24 protein-coding genes are annotated in these 21,497 nt (G+C 37.6%); 22 read left to right on the forward strand and 2 right to left on the reverse strand.

All coding sequences use genetic code 11. From position 1 onward, the window contains the following. From RIB54_RS06855 to RIB54_RS06875, 5 genes are read left to right on the forward strand one after another with little or no spacing between them, the layout of a single operon-like run. Positions 1-420, forward strand: coding sequence for a hotdog fold thioesterase (locus tag RIB54_RS06855; RefSeq protein ID WP_350099985.1), 420 nt, complete (start codon positions 1-3; stop codon positions 418-420). Then, complete coding sequence (locus RIB54_RS06860; RefSeq protein ID WP_350099987.1) at positions 417-1,610, forward strand: chorismate-binding protein; 1,194 nt, start codon at positions 417-419, stop codon at positions 1,608-1,610. Before RIB54_RS06855 ends, RIB54_RS06860 begins: the two co-directional genes overlap by 4 nt. Continuing rightward, positions 1,607-3,322, forward strand: coding sequence for a 2-succinyl-5-enolpyruvyl-6-hydroxy-3-cyclohexene-1-carboxylic-acid synthase (menD, locus tag RIB54_RS06865; RefSeq protein WP_350099989.1), 1,716 nt, complete (start codon positions 1,607-1,609; stop codon positions 3,320-3,322). Before RIB54_RS06860 ends, menD begins: the two co-directional genes overlap by 4 nt. A gap of 27 nt (positions 3,323-3,349) precedes the next feature. Then, positions 3,350-3,712 (forward strand): hypothetical protein, encoded by a 363-nt coding sequence (locus RIB54_RS06870; protein WP_350068630.1) that lies wholly within the window; start codon positions 3,350-3,352, stop codon positions 3,710-3,712. Beyond that, positions 3,712-4,791 (forward strand): AMP-binding protein, encoded by a 1,080-nt coding sequence (locus tag RIB54_RS06875; RefSeq protein ID WP_350099991.1) that lies wholly within the window; start codon positions 3,712-3,714, stop codon positions 4,789-4,791. The genes RIB54_RS06870 and RIB54_RS06875 overlap by 1 nt, the downstream gene beginning before the upstream one ends. Here the strand turns inward: RIB54_RS06875 and RIB54_RS06880 are convergent. Further along, positions 4,784-5,575, reverse strand: a complete 792-nt coding sequence (locus RIB54_RS06880) for an XRE family transcriptional regulator (RefSeq protein WP_350068636.1) — start codon at positions 5,573-5,575, stop codon at positions 4,784-4,786. The two genes, RIB54_RS06875 and RIB54_RS06880, sit on opposite strands and share 8 nt — an antisense overlap. A gap of 2 nt (positions 5,576-5,577) precedes the next feature. Next, positions 5,578-5,838, reverse strand: a complete 261-nt coding sequence (locus RIB54_RS06885) for a hypothetical protein (protein WP_350068639.1) — start codon at positions 5,836-5,838, stop codon at positions 5,578-5,580. 117 nt (positions 5,839-5,955) lie between these two features. Here RIB54_RS06885 and RIB54_RS06890 point away from each other — a divergent pair, with 117 nt between their 5' ends. The 17 genes from RIB54_RS06890 to RIB54_RS06970 all read left to right on the forward strand — a co-directional run bounded on the left by RIB54_RS06890 (position 5,956) and on the right by RIB54_RS06970 (position 21,252). Next, on the forward strand, positions 5,956-6,606 hold the full coding sequence (locus RIB54_RS06890; protein ID WP_350099993.1) for a protein-L-isoaspartate(D-aspartate) O-methyltransferase: 651 nt from the start codon (positions 5,956-5,958) through the stop codon (positions 6,604-6,606). A 10-nt stretch (positions 6,607-6,616) separates the two neighbouring features. Further along, positions 6,617-7,147 carry an acyl-CoA thioesterase gene (locus RIB54_RS06895; protein WP_350067131.1) on the forward strand — a complete coding sequence of 177 codons (531 nt, stop codon included), beginning with the start codon at positions 6,617-6,619 and terminating at the stop codon, positions 7,145-7,147. After that, a complete protein-coding gene (locus RIB54_RS06900; RefSeq protein WP_350099995.1) occupies positions 7,144-7,707 on the forward strand; it encodes a hypothetical protein in 564 nt (187 codons plus the stop codon). Before RIB54_RS06895 ends, RIB54_RS06900 begins: the two co-directional genes overlap by 4 nt. Before the next feature lie 139 nt (positions 7,708-7,846). Next, positions 7,847-10,135, forward strand: a complete 2,289-nt coding sequence (locus tag RIB54_RS06905) for a sodium-translocating pyrophosphatase (RefSeq protein WP_350099997.1) — start codon at positions 7,847-7,849, stop codon at positions 10,133-10,135. 163 nt (positions 10,136-10,298) lie between these two features. Then, entirely contained in the window at positions 10,299-10,733 is a 435-nt protein-coding gene (locus RIB54_RS06910) for a DUF2147 domain-containing protein (RefSeq protein ID WP_350099999.1), read from the forward strand. Positions 10,734-10,847: 114 nt separating this feature from the next. Next, on the forward strand, positions 10,848-11,387 hold the full coding sequence (locus tag RIB54_RS06915) for an RNA polymerase sigma factor (protein ID WP_350067123.1): 540 nt from the start codon (positions 10,848-10,850) through the stop codon (positions 11,385-11,387). A gap of 5 nt (positions 11,388-11,392) precedes the next feature. After that, complete coding sequence (locus RIB54_RS06920; RefSeq protein ID WP_350100001.1) at positions 11,393-12,247, forward strand: hypothetical protein; 855 nt, start codon at positions 11,393-11,395, stop codon at positions 12,245-12,247. A gap of 124 nt (positions 12,248-12,371) precedes the next feature. Next, entirely contained in the window at positions 12,372-13,268 is an 897-nt protein-coding gene (locus RIB54_RS06925) for a cell division protein FtsX (RefSeq protein ID WP_350100003.1), read from the forward strand. A gap of 2 nt (positions 13,269-13,270) precedes the next feature. Continuing rightward, positions 13,271-13,477: a DUF3098 domain-containing protein gene (locus RIB54_RS06930; RefSeq protein ID WP_350067117.1), complete on the forward strand. Its 207-nt coding sequence runs from the start codon at positions 13,271-13,273 to the stop codon at positions 13,475-13,477. 3 nt (positions 13,478-13,480) lie between these two features. Further along, positions 13,481-14,275: an undecaprenyl-diphosphate phosphatase gene (locus RIB54_RS06935; RefSeq protein ID WP_350100005.1), complete on the forward strand. Its 795-nt coding sequence runs from the start codon at positions 13,481-13,483 to the stop codon at positions 14,273-14,275. Continuing rightward, a complete protein-coding gene (gene truB, locus RIB54_RS06940) occupies positions 14,275-14,943 on the forward strand; it encodes a tRNA pseudouridine(55) synthase TruB (protein WP_350100008.1) in 669 nt (222 codons plus the stop codon). Before RIB54_RS06935 ends, truB begins: the two co-directional genes overlap by 1 nt. Then, complete coding sequence (locus RIB54_RS06945; protein ID WP_350100010.1) at positions 14,940-15,869, forward strand: bifunctional riboflavin kinase/FAD synthetase; 930 nt, start codon at positions 14,940-14,942, stop codon at positions 15,867-15,869. The genes truB and RIB54_RS06945 overlap by 4 nt, the downstream gene beginning before the upstream one ends. A gap of 4 nt (positions 15,870-15,873) precedes the next feature. Continuing rightward, entirely contained in the window at positions 15,874-16,569 is a 696-nt protein-coding gene (locus RIB54_RS06950; RefSeq protein ID WP_350100012.1) for a CoA transferase subunit A, read from the forward strand. A 56-nt stretch (positions 16,570-16,625) separates the two neighbouring features. Beyond that, positions 16,626-17,006, forward strand: coding sequence for a GxxExxY protein (locus RIB54_RS06955; RefSeq protein WP_350067107.1), 381 nt, complete (start codon positions 16,626-16,628; stop codon positions 17,004-17,006). A gap of 126 nt (positions 17,007-17,132) precedes the next feature. Continuing rightward, positions 17,133-17,792: a 3-oxoacid CoA-transferase subunit B gene (locus RIB54_RS06960; protein WP_350100013.1), complete on the forward strand. Its 660-nt coding sequence runs from the start codon at positions 17,133-17,135 to the stop codon at positions 17,790-17,792. 63 nt (positions 17,793-17,855) lie between these two features. After that, complete coding sequence (gene gldC / locus RIB54_RS06965) at positions 17,856-18,191, forward strand: gliding motility protein GldC (protein ID WP_350067103.1); 336 nt, start codon at positions 17,856-17,858, stop codon at positions 18,189-18,191. A gap of 154 nt (positions 18,192-18,345) precedes the next feature. Further along, a complete protein-coding gene (locus RIB54_RS06970) occupies positions 18,346-21,252 on the forward strand; it encodes a TonB-dependent receptor (protein ID WP_350100015.1) in 2,907 nt (968 codons plus the stop codon). Positions 21,253-21,497 lie beyond the last annotated feature (245 nt).

Below are 21,497 nucleotides of genomic sequence, written 5' to 3' on the forward strand. Positions count from 1 at the left end.
ATGATCAACGAAACCATTACTGTGAACCAGCTCAACGAGATGTCAAAAAACACAATGATGGAGCATTTGGATATTGAATTCACGGCAATTGGAAAAGACTTTGTTGAGGCTAAAATGCCAGTGGATCACAGACACCATCAGCCCTATGGCCTGATGCACGGTGGAGCAAGTGTAACGCTTGCCGAGACATTAGGAAGTGTTGCTGCACATTGTTCCGTAGACACCAGCAAACAACTAACAGTAGGTTTGGAAATTAACGCCAATCATATAAAATCTGTTAGAAGTGGTTATGTTTATGGCAAGGCAACACCTATTCATATTGGTAAGTCAACTCAGGTTTGGTCTATCACAATAAGTGATGAAAAACAAAATTTGGTAAGCGTTAGTAGACTGACAGTTTCGGTTATAGATAAAAGATGATAGAAAGAACTGCTGAAAAATATACCCTTAAAAATTTAAGACTTGAACAAGCTCTAAATGCTGTATTGGTCTATTGTGAAACAAACAATTTTTCTTTCGCTGCATGGAGATCTCCTAAGAGCGAACAGATCAAATTAATGATCGATTTTTCGGCAGGAACTCCTATTGAGCAAATTGAATTGGAAAATCTGGGTGAAGGCTTCATCCTCTCTCCATTCAATATCTCAAGCAAAAAGCTTTTCCTTAAAAATGATATTTTAATTACATGGAGTGAAGATGCCTCGTTTGAAATCAACAACTCTGATAAGGCTGAGGATTTATTGAATTACCTGAAATCTGAGAAAGAGGAAGGTAAAGCCGCTGCATCCCCGGATATCTCAATTGACAGCCAATCTCATGTAGATTATACTGATTTGGTTAAAAAATCTATTTCTGCCATTCAGGACAGTGTTTTCACCAAGGTTGTTCCTTCAAGAAAATTTGAATTAAAGCTAAATACCAAAGCTAAATCAGGGTCCTATTTCCTGGAATTATCGAAGTTATATGCAAATGCATTTGTGTCAATTACCTATACTCCTGAATTTGGTCAATGGATGGGTGCAACGCCTGAGCTACTGATAAGTACCGACAAGCACATATTTAGAACCATTGCCTTGGCAGGCACCCAGAGCTACGATGAGAACCAACCGCTTTCCGAGGTAGCCTGGACACAAAAGGAAATTGAGGAGCAGGCCCTGGTAAGTAGGTATATTATCAATTGCTTCAAAAAAATCCGACTAAGAGAGTTTGAAGAAATTGGACCAAAGACTGTGAAAGCCGGAAACCTCATCCACCTTAAAACAGAATATGTGGTGGACATGAATGAAACTAACTTTCCTGAATTAGGCAGCACTATGTTGCACCTGCTCCATCCTACCTCTGCAGTGTGCGGAATGCCTCTGGAAACATCGTATGACTTTCTTAAAAAGAATGAGGGGTATGACCGTGAACTCTTCAGCGGCTTTCTAGGCCCAATTAATTTTAATAACAAATCCCATCTCTACGTCAACCTCAGGTGTATGAAAATTGAAGATGATAAAATTACCCTTTTTGCCGGTGCAGGAGTTACCGAAGACTCAATACCAGAGAAAGAATGGCTAGAGACTGAGATGAAAATGAAGACCCTTTTAAACGTAATTGCTAAAAATTGAATTACCCTCATATTTTCAGTATTCCGGCAATTTGTTCCCAGTTAAGAATAAAAAATGTCATTATTTGCCCCGGATCGAGAAGTGCTCCTTTGACAATCGCCTTTACCAGGCACAAAGAATTTGATTGCAAGGTAATTCCTGACGAACGTTCAGCGGCCTTTATAGCCATGGGAATGGCTCAACAACTTAACGAACCAGTAATTCTTATCTGCACTTCAGGTTCAGCATCATTGAATTTTTTACCAGCAATTGCTGAAGCATTTTATCAACAAATTCCACTAATTATACTTACAGCCGACAGACCTGCAGAGTGGATAGATCAGCTGGATGGACAAACTATTAGGCAAGAAAAGGTTTATGGAAACCACGTGAAAGCCTCATTTAATATTCAAACTGATCAGGAGCACCCAGACGCTCAATGGCACAGTCAGAGGATGATGGCTGAGGCCATAGCGATTTCAACGGATACCCCACAAGGTCCGGTTCATTTGAATTTCCCTTTCAGAGAGCCCCTTTACCCTGACCATCATGATTTTAAAGAAGTATCAGTAAAGGCAATTACTAGCATCAGGCCTACACTAAAACTAGGTGAAGATCAATATGACTCTTTGATCAAGCAATGGAATTCGTTTAATAGAAAATTAATAGTTTGTGGTCAGGGTGTAGTGAATTCACAAGAGCTTGAATATCTACATCAGCTAAGCGGTAAATTCAAAATTCCGGTCGTTGGTGATATAATCTCCAATATTCACGAGTTAGAGCACGGAATAACTCACCCAGATGTATTTCTGGGATCAAATAAATCAGGACTTCATGAAAGCCTACAACCTGACTTGTTAATTACCTTTGGTAAATCAGTGCTATCAAAACATTTGAAAATAATGCTGAGGAAGTATAAACCTAAGCAGCATTGGCATGTTCAAAACCATTCTGTGGCGGCAGACACATATCAATCACTTACTCATGTTGTTCAGGTTTCCCAAGAAGATTTTCTGAAACGAATATCCGAGCAGGAAGATACACAGACATTTGACACTCAAAAGCAGGAGAATTATTATCACATCTGGCAAATAGAGGAAAGAAAAACCAGAAGGGTACTCTCTTCCTTTTTGCATGCAGAGAAATTTGGGGAATTTGAAGCGGTTAAAAAGGTTTTGGAGGCATTGCCTGAAAACTCCAATCTCCATTTGGCCAATAGCATGAGTGTCCGCTATGCTAATTTTATCGGACTCCATCCTAATAAGAAGAATATCAAAGTTTTTAGTAACAGAGGAACAAGCGGTATTGATGGTTGCAACAGTACCGCTGTTGGAGCTGCCCTATCATCTTCAGTTAATAATATTCTGATTACTGGCGATATGGCCTTCTTCTATGACAGGAATGCATTCTGGCATAATTACAAAGTTCCAAATCTGAAGATATTAGTGCTTAACAATCATGGAGGAAGTATTTTTAAAATGATAAAGGGGCCAAACCAGCAGCCAGAACTTGAGAAGTACTTTGTGACAGAGCAAAAACTTAAAGCCGAACATTTAGCTAAAGAATATGGATTTGACTACCTTTTCTGTGATAAGCGAAGCAAGTTAAACAACTACATCAAGCAGTTCATGGAAGGCGATGATGTAACCAAAATCCTTGAGATTGAGACAAATGCTGACGAAAATCAGATAATTTTAGAACAATTTAAGGCTGATTTTAACAAGCAAAAATGATTATATTGTTCTTCTAATTTGATAGTTATGTTTGATAAACTTGAAATATACAGAGCCATAGGGGAACTAGCCTATCTGATTGCCAAAGCGGGTGATGGTTTGAAGCTGGAAGAGAAAAAGGCCTTTTTTGAGGTGATTGAGAAAGAATTAAAATTTGATGCATGGTCTGCAGAAAGCCGTTTTGAGATACTTGACGAAAAGCTTCATCCCACTCTTGAGCACGCGTACAATGAGGCACTTTTCGAACTTAAAACCCATAAGGCCCAGCTCACGCCAGAGCTCAAGGATACCGCAGTTAAAGTTGCCAAAACAGTAGCCGAAGTATGTGGCAAGAGTGAAATCAAAGATTTTATTATTGATAGACTGGAGAAAGATCTGAAAAATATTTAATGGCATGGATAAAAATTGAAGGTCAAAGAATAGACCTTCATGACCTTCAGGACTTTCACCCCTCCTCTCCAAATTCAGAAAACATTGTTGAGTTTATAAATTCATGGCTATCCGGTCAGCAGAGTTTTGAATTTCAAACGTCAGGATCAACCGGGAAACCAAAAAAAATAACGATTTCCCGCACTCAAATGGAGTGCAGTGCTAACATGACTATTAAAGCACTTAGTCTAACCTCCAGCGATACTGCGCTCCTGTGTATGAATCCAGCTTTCATTGGCGGTAAGATGATGATCGTTAGATCACTAATTAACCAAATGAATTTGGTCGTGATAGAACCATCATCAAATCCATTGAAAGAGTTGGATGAACCCGTTGATTATGCCGCACTTGTACCCTTACAACTTATCAATGCCATTAATAACAGTGATTCGTTTAAAAAATTAAAATCCATTTCTAATATAATAGTTGGTGGTGGTCAAGTTAGCGAATCGGTCAGGCAGGAAGTAAAGTCGTTGGATAACCACATCTACTCAACCTATGGCATGACTGAAACCGTTTCTCATATTGCACTCCAGCTTTTAAGTAAACATTCTGATGGCAATCACTTCACTGCACTTGACGGTGTAGAAATTGGTACAGATGAAAGGGAATGCCTAGCCATTAAAGCGGAAGTAACAAACAATTCATTGATCGTAACCAATGATCGTGTTGAAATAATCGACTCTAATAAGTTCAGGTGGCTTGGCAGAATTGATAATGTAATCAACTCTGGTGGTATCAAAGTTCAAATCGAGCAAGTTGAAAACGTAATTTCAGAAATTTTTAATTCGTTAGGGCTGGTTAATCGGTTCATCCTTAAAGGTTTTAAAGATGATTTCCTAGGAGAAAAAGTGATATTGATTATTGAGGGAAAAATTGATGGTGAATCACTGAAGTCCCTTTCAGAATATCTTCCTACAAAACTTCATAAATACGAAAAACCTAAGGAAATTCATTTTATTGAAAAGTTTATAGAAACACCAACCGACAAAATCATTAGGAATACAGACTACAAGGCTGTTTCAAGTATAGTTATTTAGTTTGTTCTTTTAATCTTACAATCTCCTTCTGAAGGTCAAGTACAATTGAAGCCAACTGCTCAGTAGACACTTCATTATTTGCATTGGCATCGGGAAATTGAACACTGATATAAGCCTTACTTACCCATACCTCTAATATATCATCTGCATCTAGCTGATAGGGTGCATAATTACGATTATCTGAAACAAGAAAGAGCTTACCGTTATCATTGATGTAATTGAAAACACGCTTATAAACGATTCCTTCACTTTTGGTAACCAACACATAGGTTTTTCCATTCTTAATATCCCTGATATCATCAATATATTCACCTATAATAATTGTTCCAGGCAAAATTGGAAGCATTGAGTCACCAGTTATTTCAAACGCTCTATAAGTGGCATTTGAAGGTAACATTGGCAGTTTAAACTTTGGCAGCTCCTGAATAAACTCTCGATCTGCATAACCATTCAAATACCCTGCTGCGGCCTTCTGCGGTACCAGTTCAATATTCTCCCTTTGATTTTCATCAACTGTTATGGCTAAAACTTCCTTTCCTCTCTTGTATTTACTTACAACCAATTCAGACTCATTAAGCCTGCTTACATCTTTATTGATAAGTATATCAACAGAAGTTCCAAAGACATCTGCCATGTTTATGAGGTTACTAATTCTTGGATCAGCCCTCCCCTCCTCATAAGCACCAACTAATGAGCGCTTTATTCCTATACGCTCTGCAAACTGCTCCTGAGTAAGACCAATCTTCTTTCTTAAGTATTTGATATTGTCACTGACCAAACTCATAACTAATTTTTGAAAATCAATAAATGTTCTTTCGACTGCTTTTCTGCTAAGTTATATAAATGTGAATGATAGTAGTTATCTCCGAAAGTCATGTTTTTTACTTCCTTTTCAATTTTGCTCACTACCTCCCTCAAGGTGGTTCTTGATTCAGCAAGCATATAGCCATACAACTCTTCCTTAGTATCATTCGTTACCACAAATTTTATTTGGCACTTCCCCGAGCTAAGTCGCTTACTTAACAAGCTTAATTTATAATCCTTCATAACTAATTTTATTAGCAATTTATGTTTATTATCTCATAAAGCAAATTATTTAGCTAATTTTATTAGTATTTTTAGTTTAGGGATTTTACTCTAGTTATTCTAACTTCGTGCCTCAGAATGGAAGATAATTATCGTCATAAAGGCATGCGCAGGTCACTAGTGCGTATTATTACTGAAAAGGGAATTACAGATTCCAACGTTATTTCTGCCATTGGAAAAATTCCTAGACATTACTTTTTTGACAATGCCTTGGTAGAGCATGCGTATCAAGACAAGGCCTTTCCCATTGGTGAAGGTCAGACCATTTCACAACCATATACAGTTGCATTCCAAACCGAAAAACTAAATATCAAAAGTGGTGATAAGGTATTAGAAGTAGGCACCGGGTCTGGGTATCAGGCCTGTGTTTTATTGGAGGTTGGGGCAAATGTTTATACTATAGAATTTAACAAAGCACTTTATGAAAGAACCAAGGTGTTTTTGCCAAAAATGGGATATATGCCAAAATTCTTTTATGGTGATGGGTCGCAAGGTTTAAAGGCTCACGCTCCCTATGATAAGATAATTGTAACAGCCGGTGCGCCTACTGTACCTTCTGAGTTGATTAAACAATTAAATATTGGCGGAATTCTGATTATTCCTGTTGGTGATCATAAAAAGCAACGCATGTTGCGCATCACTAAAGAGTCCGACAAAAAAATTAAAAAAGAATCTTTTGACTATTTCAGCTTTGTACCTTTACTGGGCGAACAAGGTTGGAAAAAATAACTACTAACAGATGGCTAAAAAACCTAAATATGTTAAGGAGTCATATGTAACAATGACTGAATTGGTGCTGCCCAATGACACCAATACACTTAATAATCTAATGGGAGGTAGACTGATGCATTGGATGGACATTGTTTCTGCCATTGCAGCACAAAAACATTCCAATAGAATTGTTGTAACTGCTTCTGTAGATAATGTCTCTTTTGGTAAACCCATCCAACTTGGAAATGTGGTAACCTTAAAAGCTCAGGTTACAAGGGCATTTAGTTCTTCAATGGAAGTAAGAATTGATGTTGAAGCTGAGGATATACCAAGCGGCAAAAAGTTTGAAAGTAACAGCGCCTATTTCACTTTTGTAGCAGTAGATCAGTCCGGCAGGCCAATAGATGTACCTGAAGCCATCCCTGAAACTGATGAAGAAAAAGAATATTATGCAGGCGCATTAAGGAGAAGACAGTTACGTCTCGTGCTGGCAGGAAGAATGAAGCCAAATGACGCCTCAGAGCTAAAATCAATTTTTAACTTTGAACCAACTTCATGAGCGACCTGAGCTTTCTCAAATCATTCTTAACCGAAGATCTTTACATCATAAAAGAAGATCAAAAGGAGACCATTCCTAAGACGCAAGCTGAGGAGGAAGTGCCGCAAAAAGAATATAAGGAAAAAGAGGTTTTAGAAGAAAGTTCTGTTATTAATGAGCCAATAGAAGAAATTCAGACAAAACCTTTTCCTGCCCATAAAGGCTCGTTTAATAAGAAAATATTAATTACTGTTCAGGATAACCTCAGTGAGATTATTAACGACAGTGACCTGCAATTTTTGCTTAAAATATTGGGTGCTGTAAAATTGTCATTGGATGATGTTGCTATTGTAAACGCTGTTAAAAATAAAATTGATCTTAATGACCTGACAAGCTGGTCTGCAGCTCATTATTTAAGCTTTACAGCAGCTGCAATTTCCCAAAACAATGCATCATTCTATACTCCGTTTCAAGAAGAGAAAGTGCAATGCCTTAGCTGTGACAAGCTGAAAGAAATTGCAGCAGATAAAGGCAAGAAACAACAGCTTTGGACCGCTCTACAGCAATTGTTTCTAAAATAACCTCCTGCATCAGGATGTTTTAAGTAATTTGTTTTAAAATAATAGCAGTTATTCTATATTTGCGCAGTTTTTTCATAAGGGCTTGGATGCCCTTTTTGAATTTTTCAGAGTATATAAATTAATTTTTTTAATAAGTAAGATGGAGAATATTATTTACGTAGTTCCAGTGCTTGGTCTGATTGGTCTTTTGGTGATGGCCGCAAAATCGAGTTGGGTTAAAAAACAAGATGCTGGCGATGAGAAAATGAAAGGGATTTCAACCAGTATAAAAGAAGGAGCGTTGGCCTTTCTAAATGCTGAGTATAAGTTGCTTTTAATATTTGTGATTATTGCCTCTATTGCCCTATTCGGAATTTCAATGGTAGTTGCTACCACCTCCTGGATGATTGTGCCAGCCTTTATTTTCGGTGCTATATTCTCCGCGCTTGCCGGAAACATCGGTATGCGTATAGCCACTGAGTCAAACGTAAGAACTACACAAGCCGCTAGAACTAGTCTACCTCAAGCTTTAAAAGTTTCATTTTCAGGTGGAACTGTAATGGGACTTGGTGTTGCTGGTTTGGCAGTTTTAGGACTTAGCTTATTCTTCATGATCTTTCTTGAAAGCTTCATGGGCGGAGCTGGTTCATTTTATGATAACATGACCGTTGTATTGGAATCTCTCGCAGGATTCTCATTAGGAGCAGAGTCAATTGCCCTTTTTGCCCGTGTTGGTGGTGGTATTTATACCAAAGCTGCTGACGTTGGTGCTGACCTCGTAGGAAAAGTTGAAGCTGGCATCCCGGAAGATGATCCAAGAAACCCGGCCACTATCGCTGATAACGTTGGTGATAATGTTGGTGATGTTGCTGGTATGGGTGCCGACTTGTTCGGATCATATGTAGCTACAGTTTTGGCCTCTATGGTACTAGGTAACTACATTATAAAAGACATGTCTGAAGCTTCTGGCACTCAATTCACAGATGCATTTAATGGTATGGGTCCTATCCTACTTCCTATTGTAATTGCAGGTGTTGGAATTATTGCTTCTATCATCGGTACATTCTTTATTAAGATTAAAGACAATAATGCTAAAGAAGCAGAAGTTCAAAAGGCACTAAATTTAGGAAACTGGTCTTCAATAGCTTTAACGGCTATTTCATGTTTCTTCTTAATTGACCTTATGTTACCTGAAGTAATCAGTATGAAGTTCTTCGGTGAGGGAGTAAAAGAAATTGCTAATATCAACGTATTCTACGCTACATTAATTGGTCTTGCTGTTGGTGGTTTGATAAGTGCTTTCACAGAATACTATACTGGCCTAGGTAAAAAGCCTGTTTTAAATATTGTGGCTAACTCTTCTACTGGCGCTGCTACTAATATAATCGCAGGTTTAGCTACTGGTATGATTTCAACATTCTCATCTGTACTTCTTTTTGCAGGGGCTATTTGGGGTTCTTACGAACTTGCAGGATTTTACGGTGTTGCTATCGCAGCATCAGCTATGATGGCTACCACTGCAATGCAGTTGGCTATTGATGCATTCGGACCAATTGCTGACAACGCTGGTGGTATCGCTGAAATGAGCGAATTGCCAAAAGAAGTAAGGGAAAGAACAGATATTTTAGATTCAGTAGGTAACACAACTGCTGCTGTAGGTAAAGGTTTTGCAATCGCTTCTGCAGCATTAACTGCGCTAGCATTATTTGCTGCTTATGTAACTTTTACTGGAATTGACGGAATCAACATCTTTAAAGCTGACGTTTTAGCGGCTTTGTTTATTGGTGGTATGATACCTGTTGTATTCTCAGCATTAGCTATGCAGTCTGTCGGTAAAGCAGCCATGGAAATGGTTAATGAGGTAAGGAGACAGTTCAGGGAAATCCCTGGTATACTTGAAGGTACAGGTAAGCCTGAGTATGGCAAATGTGTAGAGATATCTACAAAAGCTGCACTTAGGGAAATGATGCTTCCTGGAGCATTAACAATCATCACTCCTATTATTATTGGTTTTGTAATGGGACCTGAAGCCTTAGGTAGCTATATGGCTGGTGTTGCTGTTTCTGGCGTTGTTTGGGCCATCTTCCAAAACAATGCAGGTGGCGCATGGGATAACGCTAAAAAATCATTTGAAGCTGGGGTAATGATTAATGGAGAAATGACCTACAAAGGTTCAGACGCTCACAAAGCTGCCGTTACAGGTGACACTGTGGGTGATCCTTTCAAAGATACTTCAGGTCCATCGATGAACATTCTAATTAAACTTACTTGCTTGATCGGTCTTGTTATCGCTCCAATATTGGGTGAGATTTATGGTGGAAAATCACATGGTGAGCCAGAATCAAACATTACACCTATAGAGATTCAGATCAATAATAATACTCCTGCTGTTGACGATGCCGCTACTGTAGAGTTGACAGAAGAGATGGTAGCTGAAGAAGCTAAGTAAAAATAATTAAACTTCTTAAAAAGGGGGGGGGATTGGAAACAATTGCCCCCTTTTGTTTTTCCTGAGACCCACTTAATAGTGTTCTCTCCTATCGATATGCTGACATCGTCTTTTTTAGTTAGTCAGTAATTGAATATATTTATCAGTTGCTAAAAAAATCTTAATGAAAATTATCAAAGCATTATTATTAATCTTTTTTATTGCCTGTTCATATTCTAGTCAGGCACAGGGCATAGTAGGTAAATGGAAAACCATTGACGATGAAACTGGAGAAGCCAAATCAGTGGTTGAGATTTATAAAAAAGATGGGTTGTACTATGGTCAAATAGTTAAATTGTTTAGGTCTAAAAATGAAGATCCTGACCCTATTTGTGATAAATGCCCCGAAAGTGATGAGCGATATAATCAAAAAATTATAGGTATGGAAATCATCAGGGGGCTTTCAAAGTCTGATAATGAATATACTGGAGGAACCGTACTTAAGCCGGATGAGGGAAAAATATACAAATGCAAGATTTGGGTTGAGGATAATAAGTTAATGATTAGAGGGTATTGGGGAATATTTTACAGAACACAAGAATGGCTAAAACACGAATAAATAGGCTTATAGTGCCGTTTAACCTATATTTAGGTCACTCATCTAAATATTCAACTTTTGTTGTCTTCAAGTTGGTTACCAATAGAATTCCAATTGTATAAAACCAAGAGCTCCATGAAAGAAAATGAGATTTTTGATAAAATATGCAAGGGGGACGAAAAAGCACTTGAGCTACTTTATCAAAAGTATTATAGGATGATGACTAAAATGGTCATCTCCAATAGTGGAACCGAGCAGGAGGCTAAAGATATCTATCAAGATGCTTTAGTAGTATTTTGGCAAAAAGCTGTTAGTGGAAATTTAGTTTTAACATCCAAGATCAGCACTTACATATATAGTATTTGTCAAAACCTCTGGAGGAAGGAGCTTGAGCGAAAGAAACGTTTATCAAGCGAGGAAAAAGATTCTATAGAATTGCCTCAGCATGATAAAGAAGAAAGAGCAAAATTGATTAACCTGTGTATTAGCCAAATGGGCGATACATGTAAAAAAGTATTAATGTACTACTATTTCGATGGACTATCGATGCAGGATATAGCTGACAAATTAGGTTTTGCGAATACAAATACTGCTAAGACAAAGAAATATAAGTGCAAACAAAAATTAGATGAACTAGTCAAGTCTCAATATAGTGAGCATGACTTTCTTGATTAAAGAATATGAGCAATAACGATTTAATAAATTCCTACTTCGAGGGTGCAATGACTGAGGTTGAAAAGCAGGATTTTTTGAACCTTGTGAGCACTGACCCACTGCTAAAAAAAGAATTTGATTTTCAGCATGAAGTAATTGAAGGGCTAAAAAATGCGCGGATAGCCGAGCTTAAGGCTCGCCTTGATAACGTGGCTGTTGGTGGCGGCTATTCTGGCAGTATAATTTCCAAAGTTGCTTTGGTTGGAGGTGTTGCCCTTGTCGCTGGACTGGCCTTTTATTTTAGTCAGTCATCAACAGACACTATTGAAGTAGCCCCTAAAGAAGTGGTTGAAGATGTGAGTGATCTGATCTCAGAGCAACCAGAACAAGAACATGGAGTATCAGAAGAGTCTTCTAATACTCTGGCTGAAGAGCCTAAAACAGAAGAAGAACCTGTTCATATTACTAGTCGTAAGCCTGCGAAAAAAGAAGAGGTTGAAATAAATAAACCGCAGCTGGTAGAGCCACTTGACCTAACAGAAGAAGGTGATGAAAATCTGGAAGCACCAGAAGCGGTATTAAATGAGAAAAGCGAAACCGGTAATCCAGTTATTGACGTTGAAATTGATAATAGTAAAAAGAAATATTCTTTCCATTATCAATTGAAAGATGGAAGACTCTTTTTATATGGGACTTTTGATAAAGGGTTATATGAAATTTTAGAATTCAACACCTCTAAGGGGAAAACCTTGTATCTGTATTATAAAGATAATTACTATGGCTTAAGTAAAACGCAATCAGAAATAACCCCACTAAGTGAAGTTAAAGACGCTGCATTGCTAAATAAGCTGGAACAAGTTAGAATTGATATAAAAGAGTAACTTTTATATATACCGAGTATGACCCCTGTTTGATCCGCCTTTCAAGCAGGGGTCTTTTTTTTAAGCTTTATTAACGCTAAGGGAACAAATAATTTACTTATTTTTGAATCACTAAGAAGAAGGCGTGGATAAAGAAACCAGATCAAGAAAGAAAAAAAAGTTAGGGAGCTACCCTTCTGTAAGTGTAGTTTTTAGTATCGCCCTATCCTTATTTGTTATTGGCCTTTTCGGAATGCTTATCCTTCATACCAATAAATTGACCGAGATTATAAAAGAAAATATAGAAGTTCAGGTATATCTAAATAAAGGAATAACCAGCAATCAAAGAATCCAAGTTCAAAAATCGATTTCATCTAAACCTTTTGTGGCAAAAAAAGGTGAAGAACTTCAAGTAAGTTTTATATCCAAAGAAGAAGCCGAGAAACAATTTATTGAAGAAACTGGAGAAGACTTTACTAAGTTTCTTGGGGAAAACCCGCTGCGTGATGCTTTTATTATCAACATTGCCCCTCAATATCAGGACGCTGCAAACTTGAAGCAAATCAAAGAAGAGCTAGAAAAGCTAAGTGGGGTTTTTGAAGTAGAGTATATAGAAAGCCTTGTTGATTCTATTAATCAAAACGTAACTAAAATTAGTCTGGTACTCGCAGGCTTTGCCCTAATCTTATTATTTGTGGTTATTATTTTAATAAATAATACCATTAAGCTGGCACTTTTCTCACAGCGCTTTTTAATAAGAAGCATGCAGCTTGTAGGTGCCAAATCAGGATTTATCCAAAAACCATTCCTAGCCAGGTCTTTATATTATGGTGTTTTAGCAGGGTTATTTGCATCCGCTGGACTTTATGGACTTCTGCGATTTGCCAATAATAAAATAGAAGATCTATCTGCACTACAGGAAATGGATAAGATATTCATTCTATTTATATCCTTGCTTCTTATTGGAGCCCTGATTGGTTTTGCCAGCACATACCGCGCTATACGCAAATATCTAAAATTGTCATTAGACGAATTATATTAACTATGGAGAACAAAAACATGCCTTTTGGCAAAAAGAACTATACTATCATGCTCACTGGATTGGCAGTAATTATAGTCGGTTTTGTTATTATGAGTTCTGATCCTGAGCCTTTTGGGTTTGGCTTTCTTGGTCTTACATTGGGACCTTTGGTGGTTTTCTGTGGTTTCTTAATCGAAATAGGTGCCATTCTTTATAACCCTAAAAAGTAATTAATGAATTACCTTGAGGCTCTTATCCTTGGTATAATACAAGGATTGACTGAGTTTTTACCTGTTAGCAGCAGCGGCCACCTTGAAATCGGAACATATCTACTGGGAGTAAAAGGCAGTAATAATCTGCTTTTCGCAATTATTGTACATGGAGCAACTGCCCTAAGCACCATTGTTGTCTTTAGAAAGGACCTCCTGGAATTGATCCTTGGTCTCTTAAAATTTAAATGGAATGAGGAAACTCAATTCATTTCAAAAATTGTGCTATCTATGATTCCGGTTGGAGTGGTTGGAGTTCTTTTTGAAGATAAGATTGAAGCCATGTTCAACGGCAACATCATATTTGTAGCGTCTATGCTTGCCATCACAGGCTTCCTACTATTACTCACCTACTATGCAAAGCCTAAAGATGGAAAAGTAACGTTCGGTAAGGCCGTTATTATAGGGTTAGCTCAGGCTGTTGCCATTTTGCCAGGCATCTCCCGGTCAGGATCTACAATATCAACGGCACTGATGCTTGGCATTGAAAGGTCTAAGGCTGCAAGATTTTCATTTTTGATGGTGCTCCCTCCTATTTTAGGGGCAACTCTACTAAAAGTGCTGGACTTTGTAAAAGAACCAGAATCAGCGGCTGGTGTTGATTCCATTGTGTTGATCATTGGATTTGCAGCGGCCTTTGTTTCTGGGCTATTGGCTTGCACATGGATGATCAATATTGTTAAAAAGGGCAAACTGATCTATTTTGCTTACTACTGCTTTATAGTTGCCGGAATTGTTTTTATAAATGCCTTACTATAATGGATCCTAATGCAGCACCACAAGATCCCGGAACAGTTATATTAGTTGACAAGCCCTTAACTTGGACATCTTTTGATATTGTAAAAAAGTTACGATATCACTTAAAAGTAAAAAAAATTGGCCATGCTGGCACGCTAGATCCGTTAGCAACTGGTCTGCTTATATTATGCACTGGCAAAAAGACTAAGCAAATAGAAACTTATCAGGCGCAGGAAAAAGAATACACCGGTACTTTCACAATTGGAGCCACCACTCCTTCTTATGACCTGGAAACGGAAGTTGAAAATATTAAGGACTTCAGTCATCTTAAACAGGAAGACTTATTAAAAGCGTCTGAATCCCTAACGGGAAAAATCGATCAGATTCCTCCGATTTTCTCGGCCATTAAAGTGGAAGGAAAAAGGGCCTACAAAGGAGCCCGAAATGGTGAAGATGTTAAGCTCAAATCAAGGCAAGTTGAAGTCAAGGTATTTGAGTTGACAGAGGTTAATTTGCCAGTAGTCGCATTTAAAATAGTTTGCTCAAAAGGAACATACATAAGAAGCCTGGCAAGGGATTTTGGTGAGATACTCGGAGTTGGAGCTTACCTATCATCGTTAAGAAGAACCAGAATTGGTGATTTTAGTGTTGATGATGCCAAGACAATAGAAGAATTGACTAAAAAATGAATATCTATCACAGACTTGAGGATTTCAAACCATTAAACTTCGCAGTAGTTACCAGCGGTACGTTTGATGGAGTTCATGTGGGTCATCAACAAATATTAAAGCGGGTAAATGAAGTAGCAAAAGCCAATAATGGAGAAAGTGTACTTATCACATATTGGCCTCACCCCAGGCTAGTCTTATATCCTGATGATACCGAATTAAGGTTATTAAATACTTTTGAAGAGAAGGCCGACCTGCTTAGAGAACAAGGCATTGATCATTTACTAAGAATTCCTTTTACAAAGGAATTTTCTCAACTCACTTCAGAGCAATTCATACAAAAAGTATTGATCCAGACCATTAACACAAAGAAGCTAGTGATTGGCTATGATCACAGGTTCGGAAACAACCGTGAAGGAAGATTTGAACAGCTAAAGGCCAATTCTGTTAACTATGGCTTTGAAGTTGAAGAAATACCGAAACAGGAGGTTGATCATGTAGGTGTGAGTTCAACAAAAATAAGAAACTCACTACTTCAAGGTGAGGTTGATCAGGCCAATGACCTCCTTGGTTCTGAATATTCGATGGTTGGACGGGTAGTCAAAGGCGAGAAAATTGGTCGGATTATTGGGTTTCCTACTGCTAATCTTGAAATAGAAATGCGCCATAAACTTATTCCTGCAGATGGTGCTTATGCCGTAAAGGTGGTGTCAAATAGGACTACTTATAATGGAATGCTCAATATTGGTTACAGACCAACTGTAAATGGTAAAGTCAAAAGCATAGAAGTTCATATATTTGACTTCGCAAACGATATCTATGGCGAAAACCTTAAAATATTGTTTGTTAAGAGAATAAGGGCAGAACAGAAATTTGCAGATATAGAAGCCCTGAAAACTCAACTTGAGATTGACAAAAAAGAAAGCCTTAAAATTTTAAATCGTTAAGTCTATGATTAACAAAGTTGTAAAGGATGCCGATGAGGCGGTTAAAGACATTCCAGACAATGCCACACTCATGTTAGGGGGCTTCGGACTATGTGGAATACCAGAAAACTGTATCAGCGCACTATTAAAAACTGGTGTTAAAGGATTGACATGTATTTCTAACAATGCCGGAGTCGATGACTTTGGTATTGGCCTGATGCTTAAGACCCGGCAAGTAAAAAAAATGATCTCATCTTATGTAGGTGAAAACGCTGAATTTGAGAGACAACTTCTAGCCGGAGAGCTTGAAGTTGACCTTATACCACAAGGCACACTTGCCGAACGGGTGAGAGCGGGTGGTGCTGGTATTCCTGCTTTCTTCACCCCTGCTGGCTATGGTACTGAGGTAGCAGAAGGTAAAGAAGTACGTGAGTTTGATGGAAAACAATATTTAATGGAATCTTGGCTGCAAGCAGACTTCGCACTTGTTAAGGCATGGAAAGGTGATTCCGCTGGCAATCTAGTTTTCAAAGGTACTGCACGCAATTTCAATCCAATGATGGCAGCTGCAGGTAAGATCACCATTGCAGAAGTTGAGGAGCTTGTTCCACTCGGAGCCTTAGATCCAAACGAGATTCATACTCCCGGCATCTATGTTCAAAGGATATTTGAAGGTAAGAATTACGAGAAGAGGATTGAACAACGTACTGTATCGATTTAAAAATTTTACCACAAAGCTCACAATGAATTCGCTAAGAGCACTGAGAATGGCTGATAATGACAGAAAATGAAATAGCAAACAAAGTTATAGGTTGTGCTATAGAAGTTCACAAAGTTTTAGGCCCAGGCCTATTAGAGAGTGCCTATCAGGAATGCTTGTTTTATAAACTTCAACAATCCAATCTTTTTATTCAAAAAGAAAAACCGATGCCTGTAGTTTATGAAGGTGTAAAACTTGAATGCGGTTATAGAATTGATATTCTTGTTGAAAACAAAGTAGTAATTGAGTTAAAAAGTGTTGAAACTTTAAACGATGTGCATTTGGCACAGACTTTAACATACATGAAACTGGGGAATTACAAACTTGGGTTACTGATAAACTTTAATGTAGCACTATTGAAAAATGGAATCAAAAGAGTCATTAATGGTACTTTGTAACTTTGTGAAACGCTGTAAATGAGTATTGAAAATTATATTATCAAAATACGTTAAATACCTTTGGGGAAACTCAAAAAATTAACTTTGTGAACTTTGTGGTTAAACAATATTTCAAATTAGTTAAATATGTTAGACAAAATAGGAATTGCAAAAAGAATAGCTCAGGAAGTAAGAGACGGATGGTATATCAACTTAGGTATTGGTATCCCCACTTTGGTGGCCAATTACATACCTGACAATATAGATGTTGTATTACAATCTGAAAATGGTCTTTTAGGTATTGGTCCATTCCCTTATGAAGAAAATGTAGATGCCGACCTTATCAATGCAGGTAAGCAGACTGTAAGCATGATGCCTGGCTCCGTCTTATTTAATTCCGCAGAGAGTTTTGCTATGATTAGAGGTGGGCATGTTGACCTGACTATTTTGGGTGCAATGGAGGTTTCTGAAAATGGCGATATCGCCAATTGGAAAATACCTGGCAAAATGGTTAAAGGTATGGGCGGTGCCATGGACTTGGTTGCTTCTGCCGAAAATATCATTGTGGCAATGCAGCATTGCAGTAAGTCAGGAGATTCTAAGTTGTTAAAATCTTGCTCGCTTCCTATTACCGGTCTAAAATGTGTAAAAAAAATAGTTACAGATATGGCAGTACTGGATGTGCTTCCAGAAGGAGGCTTCAGACTGCTGGAAAGAGCTCCCGGTGTTAGTGTCGATGAAATAAAAGCAGCCACAGAGGGCAAGCTAATAGTTGAGGGTAATATACCTGAAATGACTATAAATTAATTAGAAATAAATAAATTCACTGAATACGCAACGTATTCGATATTTCACATTCATAAGCAATCAATGAAAAAATCCGAAATCAATTTCACGGTAGAATTAGATAATGACAATATTCCAGAAACTATATCTTGGAATGCCACAGAGAAAGGTGATGATCAGCCAGAAGAAACAAAGTCAATAAGTATCTCCCTTTGGGATCACAATCAAAAAAACACAATGCGCATAGACCTATGGACAAAAGATATGCCTGTTGACGAAATGAAGAGATTTTATATTGACTGTCTTGGCGGCTTGGCTCAAAGTGTTTTGAACAGTACCGGTGATGAATTCATGTCACAGCAAATGAATGATTTGTGCGAAAAATTAGTAGAGCATGTAAAAAAAGAGAACACTCAATAAAGCGTTCACAGGCCATTGGCAACCGTTTGCAAAAAAATAGTAGGCATGCATAACGTTTTCTTAAAATGTTTTAGATAAGAAGTTTTAAATCGCTATATTTCCTTATTAAACTACCTAATAAGCTATTATACAGTGCTTTTAAAACTTAACATCTATGAATAAGATTTTTACTAAAGTTGCAATTGCTTCACTTTTTGTCTTCTGCGGGCTTGTACCGGAAGCATTTGGGCAGACTACCATTTCAGGAAAGGTACTTGATGCCGGAACAGAAGAACCTCTAGCAGGTGTAAACATTATTGTTAAAGGAAAGGTAATAGGTACTATTACTGATTTCAATGGTGAGTACAACCTTTCTGTAAATGATGCCCCTCCTTTCACACTTGTTTTTTCATTCATTGGCTACAGCACTCAAGAAATTGAAATAACCAATGCGAGTACAACCGGATTGAATGTTACTCTGGAAGAACAATCCCTACTTGGCCAGGAGATAGTTGTTTCAGCTTCAAGGGTTGAAGAAAGTATCCTCCAGTCCCCTGTGTCCATTGAGAAAATGGATATTTTGGCGGTTCAAAACACTTCAGCTGATAACTATTATAAAGGTATAGCAAATTTGAAAGGTGTTGATGTAGCTACTAGCAGTATTAACTTTCAAATAATTAACACCAGAGGTTTTGGATCAACAGGTAATACCAGATTTGTTCAATTAACTGACGGAATGGATACTCAAGCTCCGGCCCTTAACTTTCCTATTGGAAACTTGAATGGCCCATCTGAATTGGATGTAGAAAGTGTTGAATTGATACCCGGTGCATCCTCTGCATTGTACGGTCCAAATGCCTTCAATGGTATATTATTAGTTAACAGTAAAAGTGCTTTCGATTATCAGGGCGCAAGCGCATTTGCTAAAATAGGAGTTAATCATGTAGGATCTGATGCTGATCAGGACATGGCTCCTATGTACGAAGCTTCTATTCGTTACGCCAAAGCCTTTAATAACAAGTTTGCATTCAAAGTTAACTTTTCTTACATGCAGGCAGACGACTGGCATGGAACAAGCCAATTGGACAGAAATGCAGCATTGAACCCTTTTGCAAGCATTGGAGGAGATAATCCAGGTGCTGAAAGGTTACATGTTATGGGTGATGAGGCTACCTTAAACATGAATATACTTCGTTTTAGTACAACATCTGCTAATAGCGTAGGTTGGCAGAGTGTAGCTCAACAGAGAGTTTTTCAACCGGGTAGTTCTGCATGGAGTTTTGCACAAAACGGTTTTTTACCTAATCATGTTATTTCTGCACCTGGTTATCAGGAAGAAAATATTGTAGATTATAATGCTAAAAACATGAAAGCTAATGTTGGTCTCTATTATAGATTAAATGACAATGTAGAGCTTAGCTACCTCTACAATGGAGGTTTCGGAACAAGTATTTATACTGGTGCTCAAAGATATTCATTGAAAAACTTTGGAATTCAACAGCATCGCTTGCAATTGAGAGGAGACAACTTCTATTTAAGAGCTTATACAACTCGTGAAAACTCTGGAGACTCATATATTGCTGAATTTTTGGGTAAAAAAATTAACGACTCGAGATTTGGTGGAGATGTAGCAAATTACCTCACTGGATATCCATTGTTTTATCTCCAATCTCTTTACGACCAAGGCTATCGTGACACTGATGACCCTAACTCAGTAACATTACAGGACTCATATACAGCACATCAATTTGCAAAGAATGCAATGCTTACCAATAACCCATTAGAAGAGGGCTCTGCAACATTTGAACAGCTGCAAGAAAGTCAGCAAAATGGTGTTGTTCCGGCAGGACCTAAATTTAACGATGCAACTAATCTATATCATGTAGAAGGACAATATGACTTTAAAAATCAAATTGAAGCCTTCGATCTTCAAGTAGGTGGTAATTATCGCATGTTTGATTTAAGGTCTGATGGAACCATTTTCCCAGATCAGGATGGTGGGATTCAGATTAAAGAGTATGGTGCTTACGCACAAGCTTCTAAGCGAATATTAAATGAAAGCTTAAAGCTTACTGGGTCAATGAGGTATGATAAAAATGAAAACTTTGATGGTCAGGTAAATCCAAGAATTTCTGGTGTTTACACTGTTGCACAAAATCATAATTTCAGAGCATCTTATCAAACTGGATTTAGAATACCAACAACACAAGGTCAGTTCATCGACTTAGATATTATTTCCGCTCGACTTCTAGGAGGATTAGAAGATAATTACAGTAAATACCAACTTACTACCAATGCTTATACAATAGAATCTGTTAGAGCTTTCACAGACATTATTTTTTCTGGAGGCGCTATAGGAACTGCAATAGGTCAATTAGTACCATTTACAGACGCCAAGCCTGTTAAACCTGAACAAATTAAAACTGTCGAATTTGGTTATAAAAGTTTAATAGCTAATAAGCTTTTGGTTGACTTAGCTTATTATCATAACACTTACAATGATTTTATTACCCAGATACAGCTAAGAAAAGCTTCTGCAGATGTTTTCGCTAATCCAGCTGCGGCTGCTTCACTTCTGAATGGTTCTGCGCTTACTTTGAGGAATGATGGCACTTTTACAGGAAATACAGCACAGATATACACAAACTATGATCAGGAAGTAACTTCTCAGGGTGCTGTTATTGGTTTAACATATAGCTTGCCTAAAGGATACAATTTAGGTGGTAATTACAATTGGAATAAGTTAAATACTGAGATTACTCAAGGATTTTCGGAGTTTAATACCCCTGAACATAAGTTCAACTTAAGCCTATCGAATAGAAAAATTACAGACAAGCTTGGTTTCAATATCACTTATAGGTGGCAAGAAGAGTTCTTCTGGGAATCATCATTCGCGACAGGAGATGTGCCTTCTTTCAGTACTGTTGATGCTCAAGTGAGCTATAAGCTTAAAAGCCTTAAGTCTATGCTCAAGCTAGGAGGTTCAAACATTCTAAATAAACAATATATTCAAAGTTTAGGAGGGCCAAATATTGGAGCTATCTATTACTTATCAATTACATTCGATCAACTTATGAATTAACAGGCTAGATACCAATTTAAATAAAGAGGGCAGTCTTTTCAAGACTGCCCTCTTTATTTAAATTTATTTCAATTACTTCTACCACTACAACCTTATTTAACTATGCATTTGACATATGGTTAAATACTAAAAAGAACTGACATATGCTCATTAAAATGTATGAATAACTATTAAGCTCCATGTATAACACAATTACTATGTGATGGCATTGTTATAAATATAGTGATAACAAGGTGTCATAAGTC

This window comes from Fulvivirga sp., assembly GCF_040218215.1.
Classification (GTDB): Bacteria; Bacteroidota; Bacteroidia; order Cytophagales; family Cyclobacteriaceae; genus Fulvivirga.

Coding starts and splice junctions, on each gene's coding strand:
- RIB54_RS06905 (WP_350099997.1), top strand. CDS start 7,847: ATGGAGAATATTATTTACGTAGTTCCAGTGCTTGGTCTGATTGGTCTT.
- RIB54_RS06875 (WP_350099991.1), top strand. CDS start 3,712: ATGGCATGGATAAAAATTGAAGGTCAAAGAATAGACCTTCATGACCTT.
- RIB54_RS06890 (WP_350099993.1), top strand. CDS start 5,956: ATGGAAGATAATTATCGTCATAAAGGCATGCGCAGGTCACTAGTGCGT.
- RIB54_RS06920 (WP_350100001.1), top strand. CDS start 11,393: ATGAGCAATAACGATTTAATAAATTCCTACTTCGAGGGTGCAATGACT.
- RIB54_RS06855 (WP_350099985.1), top strand. CDS start 1: ATGATCAACGAAACCATTACTGTGAACCAGCTCAACGAGATGTCAAAA.
- RIB54_RS06935 (WP_350100005.1), top strand. CDS start 13,481: ATGAATTACCTTGAGGCTCTTATCCTTGGTATAATACAAGGATTGACT.
- RIB54_RS06945 (WP_350100010.1), top strand. CDS start 14,940: ATGAATATCTATCACAGACTTGAGGATTTCAAACCATTAAACTTCGCA.
- RIB54_RS06950 (WP_350100012.1), top strand. CDS start 15,874: ATGATTAACAAAGTTGTAAAGGATGCCGATGAGGCGGTTAAAGACATT.
- RIB54_RS06870 (WP_350068630.1), top strand. CDS start 3,350: ATGTTTGATAAACTTGAAATATACAGAGCCATAGGGGAACTAGCCTAT.
- truB (WP_350100008.1), top strand. CDS start 14,275: ATGGATCCTAATGCAGCACCACAAGATCCCGGAACAGTTATATTAGTT.
- RIB54_RS06915 (WP_350067123.1), top strand. CDS start 10,848: ATGAAAGAAAATGAGATTTTTGATAAAATATGCAAGGGGGACGAAAAA.
- RIB54_RS06960 (WP_350100013.1), top strand. CDS start 17,133: ATGTTAGACAAAATAGGAATTGCAAAAAGAATAGCTCAGGAAGTAAGA.
- RIB54_RS06860 (WP_350099987.1), top strand. CDS start 417: ATGATAGAAAGAACTGCTGAAAAATATACCCTTAAAAATTTAAGACTT.
- RIB54_RS06910 (WP_350099999.1), top strand. CDS start 10,299: ATGAAAATTATCAAAGCATTATTATTAATCTTTTTTATTGCCTGTTCA.
- RIB54_RS06955 (WP_350067107.1), top strand. CDS start 16,626: ATGACAGAAAATGAAATAGCAAACAAAGTTATAGGTTGTGCTATAGAA.
- RIB54_RS06900 (WP_350099995.1), top strand. CDS start 7,144: ATGAGCGACCTGAGCTTTCTCAAATCATTCTTAACCGAAGATCTTTAC.
- RIB54_RS06880 (WP_350068636.1), bottom strand. CDS start 5,575: ATGAGTTTGGTCAGTGACAATATCAAATACTTAAGAAAGAAGATTGGT.
- RIB54_RS06885 (WP_350068639.1), bottom strand. CDS start 5,838: ATGAAGGATTATAAATTAAGCTTGTTAAGTAAGCGACTTAGCTCGGGG.
- RIB54_RS06895 (WP_350067131.1), top strand. CDS start 6,617: ATGGCTAAAAAACCTAAATATGTTAAGGAGTCATATGTAACAATGACT.
- gldC (WP_350067103.1), top strand. CDS start 17,856: ATGAAAAAATCCGAAATCAATTTCACGGTAGAATTAGATAATGACAAT.
- RIB54_RS06970 (WP_350100015.1), top strand. CDS start 18,346: ATGAATAAGATTTTTACTAAAGTTGCAATTGCTTCACTTTTTGTCTTC.
- RIB54_RS06930 (WP_350067117.1), top strand. CDS start 13,271: ATGGAGAACAAAAACATGCCTTTTGGCAAAAAGAACTATACTATCATG.